Origin of the sequence: Caballeronia sp. (assembly GCF_049581465.1) — a bacterium.
Taxonomy (GTDB): Bacteria; Pseudomonadota; Gammaproteobacteria; order Burkholderiales; family Burkholderiaceae; genus Caballeronia.
Genome location: NZ_JBAUSA010000041.1, coordinates 1 through 1,767 on the forward strand (window position 1 = coordinate 1; position 1,767 = coordinate 1,767).

A 1,767-nucleotide genomic window follows, 5' to 3' on the forward strand; every position below is an offset into this window, starting at 1 on the left:
ACCCAGCACCGCGTACAGGACTGGCAGGATGTAGGTCGTGATTGCGGCCCACATGATGTCGCTCGTGCGCTGGGCGTCCTGCGCCATCGCGCGGATATCCTGATAGACGGCGAGTTTTTGCAGGCCATCGTCGATTGCATGTTCCGGCTTGTTGGCCTCTGCGTCCGAACAGGCGTCGCACTTCATCGACCGGTACGGCCTGGTCAGGATAGGCAGGCGCAATTCCAGATTCTCTCGCAGCGTCCCTGCGTTGACCATCCAGGGCGACGCATAGACGTTCTGAAACGATGCCCAATTCAGGCGACTCAACCATCTCGTTTGTGCATACAACGACCGATTGTTGCGGGCAAATTCCTGGAGTTGCTCCTTGATCAGCAGCGCGGCCGGCGTGTCGGCCAGCCTCTCGTCGGCATCCATGCCCGGTTCATCTGCTGTGTCCTTCAGCGAAGTCTTGGACGGAGAGCAGGTTGTGGTCGTCGCACTGACGTTCATGGCCGTCGCGCTGCCAGTGCTTGTGTCTTTCCGTTTGACGACACGTACGCCCGATGCCGAGGACACATGCGAGGGAGAAGTATCGGCGGTCTTGATGTGTTCATTTCTTGCGTCGATAATCTTGTCGCGATGATCTTCCAGTTCGTTGTACAACGCCACGGCCATCTTGTCGTTTTGTTCGATGAGCGCCTTGGTGCTGCTCGTAAGCTTCGCATTCGCGAAAACAACCATCGAAAGCGGTACCAGGATGCTGGCGATCGCGAGCGTCGCCTTAAAGTAGAATCGCGTGGATTTTCGCGCGTCATTCAATGCGCCGGGAGCAAGTGTCTCTGTCGTAACTGGCTTGATCGCTGACGCGAGCTTACTCTTCGTCGTGTACAGATCGCACTCGATCTTGTCGGTCCACCTGCCGCGCGCGAACGCCTCCCCTGCAAGCGCCACGTTTTTGGAATCCTTTTCAGCGACGGATATACCCCGGTCGGTCGCGTAAGTCAGCATCCTGCTGCAGTCGTCGAGCAATGCGGCAACGTGGGTGCCTGAATAGTTCCAGCAGTCCGCCGGACGTGCGCCCGGAGCGTGCTCCCCAATTGGGTTTGCCATGTTTGTCTACCTCCGCCGCGGCACGACCGGCAGCCGCGATGGCCACCTACAACTGACGCAAGATAACCGAAGCCCGCTGTCGAATGGCTTCGATGCCAACAGGGCAGTCATGTATGCGCCGCCTGACATGGTACGAAGCGTACGCCGTCAGGACTTGAGCGCGTTAGGACGATCCGGTCAAACGATAGGACGATCGTGCACGAGCGCGTCGAAGGCACTCCTGGGCGGCTTGGCAATGCGCGCCAACGCGAGTCTGAGTGCACCGACGGTTACGCGGCCAGTCCGAGCAGTTCAACCGCATTCTCCTTCAGGATGAGCGGATGCACCTCCGGGCGGAAATCCACGGTGCGGAAATCTTCGAGCCATCGGTCCGGGCGGATCAGCGGAAAGTCTGACGCGAATAGCATCTTGCGCTTGAGCAGCGTGTTGGCGTACTTGATCAGTTCCGGCGAAAAAATACTTCGGCGACCAGCCTGACAGATCGATATAAACGTTCGGCTTGTGCAAGGCGATCGACAGCGCCTGCTCCTGCCACGGCCACGACGGATGCGCGATGACGATCTTCATGTCGGGAAAGTCGGCGGCGACGTGGTCGAGATGAATCGGTTCCGAATACTTCAGGCGCAGTCCGCCGCCCCCGCGCATACCCGAGCCCATGCCCGAATGGCCGCTATG

General features: G+C 59.2%; 2 pseudogenes. Both read right to left on the reverse strand.

Going from position 1 to position 1,767, the window contains the following annotated elements:
* Positions 1-1,092 (reverse strand): annotated as a pseudogene (locus tag WCA53_RS00830) (hypothetical protein); the annotation flags it as partial.
* 269 nt (positions 1,093-1,361) lie between these two features.
* A pseudogene (locus WCA53_RS00835) lies at positions 1,362-1,749 on the reverse strand (amidohydrolase family protein).
* Positions 1,750-1,767 lie beyond the last annotated feature (18 nt).